We start from the raw sequence: 6,481 nt of genomic DNA, 5'->3' as shown, positions 1-6,481 counted from the left end.
TCTGCAAATTCTGAAACGGTATCTGTAACCGTTTTTGAAACTCCTGAAAATATACTTCCATTGGTAAGCATCACTGCTCCGGCAGCCGGTACTGAAATTGAAGCCGGTCAGACCATCAGCATCACTGCCGATGCTTCTGATGAGGACGGAGAAGTGGTAAAAGTGGAGTTCTTTGTTAACGGAACTTCAATAGGTTCTGTAACCCAAGCACCTTACAGCATCAGCTGGACAGCAGACGAAGCAGGAACCTTTTACATCAGAGCAGTTGCCACGGACAATGAAGGCGCTTCTGCAAATTCTGAAACGGTATCTGTAACCGTTTTTGAAACTCCTGAAAATATACTTCCTACAGTATCCATCACAGCTCCTTCAACAGGAACTGAAATCGAAGCCGGAGAGACCATCAGCATCACTGCCGATGCTTCTGACGAAGACGGGGAAGTGGTAAAAGTAGAGTTCTTTGTTAACGGCAGCTCCATAGGTATTTCAAACGAAGCTCCGTACAGCATCAACTGGACTGCTGATGAGACAGGAACCTTTGAGATCAGAGCGGTTGCCACTGACAATGAGGGTGCATCTGCAAATTCTGAAACGGTATCTGTAACCGTTTTTGAAACTCCTGAAAATATACTTCCATTGGTAAGCATCACTGCTCCGGCAGCCGGTACTGAAATTGAAGCCGGTCAGACCATCAGCATCACTGCCGATGCTTCTGATGAAGATGGGGAAGTGGTAAAAGTCGAGTTCTTTGTTAACGGAACTTCAATAGGTTCTGCAACCCAAGCACCTTACAGCATCAACTGGACAGCAGACGAAGCAGGAACATTTGAGATCAGAGCAACAGCAACAGACAATGATGGAGCTTCTGCAAATTCTGAAACGGTATCTGTAACCGTTTTTGAAACTCCTGAAAACATCCTTCCGACAGTATCCATCACAGCTCCGGCTCAGGGAACTGAGATCGAAGCCGGAGAGACCATCAGCATCACTGCCGATGCTTCTGACGAAGACGGGGAAGTGGTAAAAGTGGAGTTCTTTGTAAACGGAAGCTCAATTGGAACCACAGCCCAAGCACCTTACAGCATCAACTGGACAGCAGACGAAGCAGGAACATTTGAGATCAGAGCAGTTGCCACGGACAATGAAGGCGCTTCTGCAAATTCTGAAACGGTATCTGTAACCGTTTTTGAAACTCCTGAAAACATCCTTCCGACAGTATCCATCACAGCTCCGGCTCAGGGAACTGAGATCGAAGCTGGAGAGACCATCAGCATCACTGCCGATGCTTCTGACGAAGACGGGGAAGTGGTAAAAGTGGAGTTCTTTGTAAACGGAAGCTCAATTGGAACCACAGCCCAAGCACCTTACAGCATCAACTGGACAGCAGACGAAGCAGGAACCTTTGACATCAGAGCAGTTGCCACGGACAATGAGGGTGCATCTGCCAACTCTGAAATTGTTACTGTTACTGTTTTTGAAACTCCTGAAAACATCCTTCCTAAAGTATCCATCACAGCTCCTTCAACAGGAACTGAAATCGAAGCTGGTAGCACCGTTACCATCACTGCCGATGCTTTTGACGAAGACGGGGAAGTGGTAAAAGTGGAGTTCTTTGTAAACGGAAGCTCAATTGGAACCACAACCCAAGCACCATACAGCATCAACTGGACTGCTGATGAGGCAGGAACCTTTGAGATCAGAGCGCTTGCCACGGACAATGACGGTGCATCTTCCAACTCTCAAACCGTTACCGTAACTGTTTTTGAATCAGTAAAGCCTTTGGCGATTAAAATTGTATCACCTGCTCAAAATGAAGTTTTTGCAAGGAATACAAACATTCAATTTGAAGTAGAAATAGAAGGGCAATCACAAATTGAAAAAGTAGAATATTTCAGAAACAATATATTAATTGGTACCGGAGAAACTGAAACCCATAGTCTTCTTTGGAGAGCTATGAACTTGGGCAATCAGAATATCAGGGCAACTGTCACAGATATCGAAGGCCAAACAGCTACGAGTGAAATCTTAAGAATAAGAGTTGAAAATAATTTTGCTCCTGAAGTTAGGTTGCTTTCACCTTTTGATAATGAAGAGTTTATTGTTGATACACCAATACAGATTCTTGCTGAAGCATTTGATTCAGATGGGTATATAGATTATGTTGAGTTCTATGCGAATGGTAATTTGATTGGAGTTTCTTATGAAGATCCTTTCTTTATTTCGTGGACAAATACAATTCCAGGCACTTACATTCTTACAGCCAAAGCATTTGACGACAAAGGAGCAAGTACTGTTTCTGTACCAATTTCAATAGTAGTTAAAGAAGGAGAGCCAAAGGAGCAAGATGAGGAAGGTTCTGATTCTACTAAAGTAAATGTAATGTTTGTGTCTCCGGGGGATAATCAAGAATTTACACATGGCACTTTGGTTCCTTTGATAATAATGTTTGAGGGAGACCTGTCTCTAGTGAATAAAGTGGAATTCTATGCCAATGGCACATTGATTGGAGTTTCTAATGAAGACCCATACAATTTTGACTGGCTGGCTGGAATGACAGGAAAAGTAGAGTTAATTGCAGTAGCTTATGACATTGATAATAAGGAAATTAGTATTTCAGAACCGCGCTTTATCCAAATTATAGAAGCTCAAAGGACTTTCAGGATTATTGACCCGATAAGAGATGCTGTATTTGTGGCAGGTTCTGATATTTTAATCCGAGTAGAATTACCAATTGAAGTAAAAGAAATTAATAAAGTTGAATTCTTTAGAGGAAACCAGAAAATCGGGGAGTCTACTACTGAACCATACTCTTTTGTTTGGGAAAATGTAAGCCAAGGTCAATACAATTTGGTAGCACGATTGGTGTATAAAGATGGCAGTAGTGAATTATCCCTTCCAATAAGAATTTCTGTATCTCCGAGAAATAGCGGAAACATTAGGATTAAGGCCTCTAAAAAAGAAGTTGTGGAGGGTGATTCTTTTGAATTGCAGGTTGAGACCAATGATTTAAGCCAAATGATTGACTTGATTGATGTTTATATGAATGATGAACTTCTTGAGCAACTAGATGAGCAACCTTATTCAGTAAAAATTGAGGAGCTTCCGGTAGGGGAATATAAATTTGTCGCAAGAGGTAAATCAAAGAATTCAAAAGGTCAAGTTTACTATTCAGAAGAAGTGACAGTAAGGGTAATACCAAAAAGGCTTGAAGGAATTGATATGCCTGATATTTTGCTTGAAATCAAAATTGGACCAAACCCTGCAAGTGAGTATTTGAACCTTATTTTCGAAAATCTTGGTCAAGATGAACAATATGACTTCACCGTTCAAATTGTATCTATGAACGGAGTTGTGCATGACATTTATTCTTTCACACAAGAAGGTAAAGTCAGTACTCTTGATATAAGTAATCTGAAAAATGGTGTTTATATGATGAACCTATTTTACAAAAACAGGCAGATTGAAAGTAAGAGGTTTATAAAGAGGAGATAATTTACTTTTGGTGAATAAAAAAATATAAAAAAGAGGCTAAATTCGATTTAGCCTCTTTTTTTGCCTATTTTAAATTGTCTAAGTCCGTAATAAATACTCCACATGAAGAAGGAGACTTATCACACATAGAAGTGATCAAAATTTTATCGTTATCAAAAAGCTTGATTGAAGTAATTGTATTTCCTTTCAAATTGGAATTGTTGAGAGGTTTTATGTTTAATCCAGATTCAAAATTCAATTCAAATATTTCGTCATTTTTAAAACCAATTAATCTATCTCCAATCAACTCATAATTTGCTCCTAAATAACGGACAGATACTTCTTTGGAAGAAATTTTATTTACATTATCAGACCCTATACCTGAGGTAAACACAGAAAGTTCACCTTTCCTCATATCTGTTGCAATTGTTATTAACTGATTTCCATTAATAATTGATCTAGAAGGTAAATCAACATGCTTGTTGACTTCTCCATTTAACTTAATTTTAAAAGTAGTACCACTTACCTGTACTAGAAAAAACTCATTGAAACTTTCTATGCTGTAATTGTTGTCAAACCATGTAATAAAAGGATAATCAATTATTTTAGTAGATTTTATCTCGATTTTACCATTATTATTTTCTGTATTTACTAAAAAGAAGGAAGGGCTGTCATTCGCGATATTATTTTCTGCAGTCCTGTAAGAAAAAAGTAATACACCTTCTTCAGTTAATCCCATCATTTCTCCCTGCCAAAATGGAATATCTTCAAAACCGATAAAGTTAGGATCAAAATTAGAAAGCTTGATTGGATCTGATTGATTCGGTTGGTGAAATCCGTGTAAGAATACTTCAGATTCAGTTCTGGTAGCTAAAAAGTGAGACGATATGGGAACCCTGTATCTTCCCAATCTTGTTTGGAAATCTTGAAAGGGAATAAGGTCTTTAAGATTTTCTAAATCATTTCCTCTAAAAAAACCGTTTCTTCCAACGATTATCCAACCCGAAGGAGTTTGTTTTGCATTGTAAACCTCTAATTTCAAGTTACTAAAATTTTGCCAAGGATTGACTTGTTCTAGTTTGGGTTCTGCAACTTCATTTTCATTGTTTTCGATACAACTATTTAATAGTGAAAGAACAAGAAAAAGTGAAATTAAAATGGAAGTGATATTTGACTTCATCTTCGTATAGTGGGTTTTGGGGTATGACAAATATATGTAGTAAATATGAAAATATTATATCAAAATACAAAAAAGATTATTTGAAATACAATAAAAATAATTTGAAAAAAATATTATGAAATAAAAATATTAATTAATTAATAATCTACATCAAAATTATTAGTTCATTTTGAGTTTTATAAGAAATTTTAAAGAATTAACTAATGTTTAAATTCTTCGGTTTAAATCTAAAATTTCAAAAATAAAAGATAAATTTAAATAACTTGGCACTATGAGATTTTTTTTAAATACAAAAAAAAGAATTTTAAATATATTAAAATGATTTTCAATAAATTTAAACTATGTTTGTATGCTCAAATGTATCTTTTATAGAGTTTATTTAATATTTAAGTAACGGCTTGTACTGGGACTGAAAGGGCGAAGCTATAAATTCAATTCTTTTTTTTGGGACATAATTCTTATTTATGGTATTGTTGTCCAATTAAATTTGTTTGAAATACTTAAATAAAAATAACTCTATGTAAGTCAATATATTGATTATGAATTACTTATTAAATATGTTATTTTTGAATGCTTTTAGGAATTAACACCTAATTCACCCAAAATCTGTATTTAAAAATCTTATATTTATTCAAAATGAGCAAATATTCAATTTGCATTACGTTTCTTGCTTTATTGATTAGCCTTATTTTATCCAGTACTAGCTTAATTGCCCAAGAGGTTTATTCCAATAATTTGGGTACTCAATTATGGTTTGCCGGACATGAAACTGGAAATCAAAGTGAATGGACATCTGATGGAGGAGGAGGCGAATTTAACAGCGGAACTGGAAATAGTGCGGTGTCTACAGAGCAAGCTAAATCCGGAAGTAGGTCATTAAAACTATCCATTAATACCACGTCAGGAAATACACATGGAACTAGAAATTACAGGTGGAAAGAAATAGGGATACATGAAGATCTTATTTATACATTCTTTGTTTATTTTCCCCATAGAATCGATCTTGATCCAAATAATGATTGGTTTAACATGATGCAAATTAAAGGTGTAAAATATGCTGCCGGTGGACCAGGTACAGGCCCTGATCAAAGGAATGACCCTCATTTTGTAGTAGGATTGGGAGTTAGAGGGGGAGCAGGCTCAAAAGGAGCAAACTATTTGACATTTGGTGACTTACAAAGATTTTGGGGAGGTACATCTAACAAGGTATGGGAAGCACCAGCTGGAGTTAATATCCCTACCCAAAAGTGGGTTAAAATTCAGTTTAGAATCATTCAAAAACGTGACCAGACAGGAAGGATTCTTCTTTGGCAAGATGATCTACTTATTATTGATACAGGATTGATAAACACATTAAGACCAGAGGTTGATACAAATCACTTTAGTATAAATGCTTATGCGGACAAGACATTTCCAAATAGTACTTCATTTTACATTGATGATGTGAGTATTAATTTACCAAATGATGGAGAACAAAGTAAAAATAGAATCACCTATGAGGCAAATTCTAAAGAATCAGGATTGGTCAGAGTGACTATACAAAAAAGTGACGTTTCAGTTTTCATCATGTCTCCGGCAATTAATTCTGAAGTTCAGATAGGTAATTCAACAAAAATTTCCCCAGATTTTTTTCATCCTATAGCTTCTGTAAATAAATTTGAGTTGTATGAGGGAGATAAATTAATTGGGACTAATGATCAAGCACCTTTTACATTTAATTGGACTCCAGTTAATAAGGGGCTGGTTTATTTAAGAGTTAAGGCATATTTTTCTAATGGAGATGAAAAATTTTCAGAATCAGTGAAACTTATTGTCAAATAAAAAGCGAAC

At 36.1% G+C, this 6,481-nt stretch carries 3 protein-coding genes; 2 read left to right on the top strand and 1 reads right to left on the bottom strand.

Going from position 1 to position 6,481, the window contains the following annotated elements:
* Positions 1–3,492, top strand: a 3,492-nt coding sequence (locus tag EGN73_RS10925; RefSeq protein WP_219289422.1) for an Ig-like domain-containing protein, incomplete at its 5' end; no start/stop codon positions are given.
* Between the two features lie 64 nt (positions 3,493–3,556).
* On the opposite strand, the gene EGN73_RS10920 is transcribed toward EGN73_RS10925, so the two are convergent.
* Positions 3,557–4,651: a hypothetical protein gene (locus tag EGN73_RS10920; protein ID WP_219289420.1), complete on the bottom strand. Its 1,095-nt coding sequence runs from the start codon at positions 4,649–4,651 to the stop codon at positions 3,557–3,559.
* A 636-nt stretch (positions 4,652–5,287) separates the two neighbouring features.
* On the opposite strand from EGN73_RS10920, the gene EGN73_RS10915 reads away from it, so the two are divergent.
* The gene (locus tag EGN73_RS10915; RefSeq protein WP_219289418.1) at positions 5,288–6,472 is read left to right on the top strand and encodes an Ig-like domain-containing protein; all 1,185 of its coding nucleotides are present in this window, start codon (positions 5,288–5,290) and stop codon (positions 6,470–6,472) included.
* Positions 6,473–6,481: the final 9 nt, after the last annotated feature.

This window comes from Arthrospiribacter ruber, assembly GCF_019343195.1.
GTDB lineage: Bacteria > Bacteroidota > Bacteroidia > Cytophagales > Cyclobacteriaceae > Arthrospiribacter > Arthrospiribacter ruber.
Note: the sequence above shows the minus strand (reverse complement) of the source record. Positions and strands in the feature narration are given on the sequence as shown.

What these genes read in the sequence shown, in the direction of transcription:
- EGN73_RS10920 (WP_219289420.1), bottom strand. Translation starts at nt 4,651, where the DNA reads ATGAAGTCAAATATCACTTCCATTTTAATTTCACTTTTTCTTGTTCTT.
- EGN73_RS10915 (WP_219289418.1), top strand. Translation starts at nt 5,288, where the DNA reads ATGAGCAAATATTCAATTTGCATTACGTTTCTTGCTTTATTGATTAGC.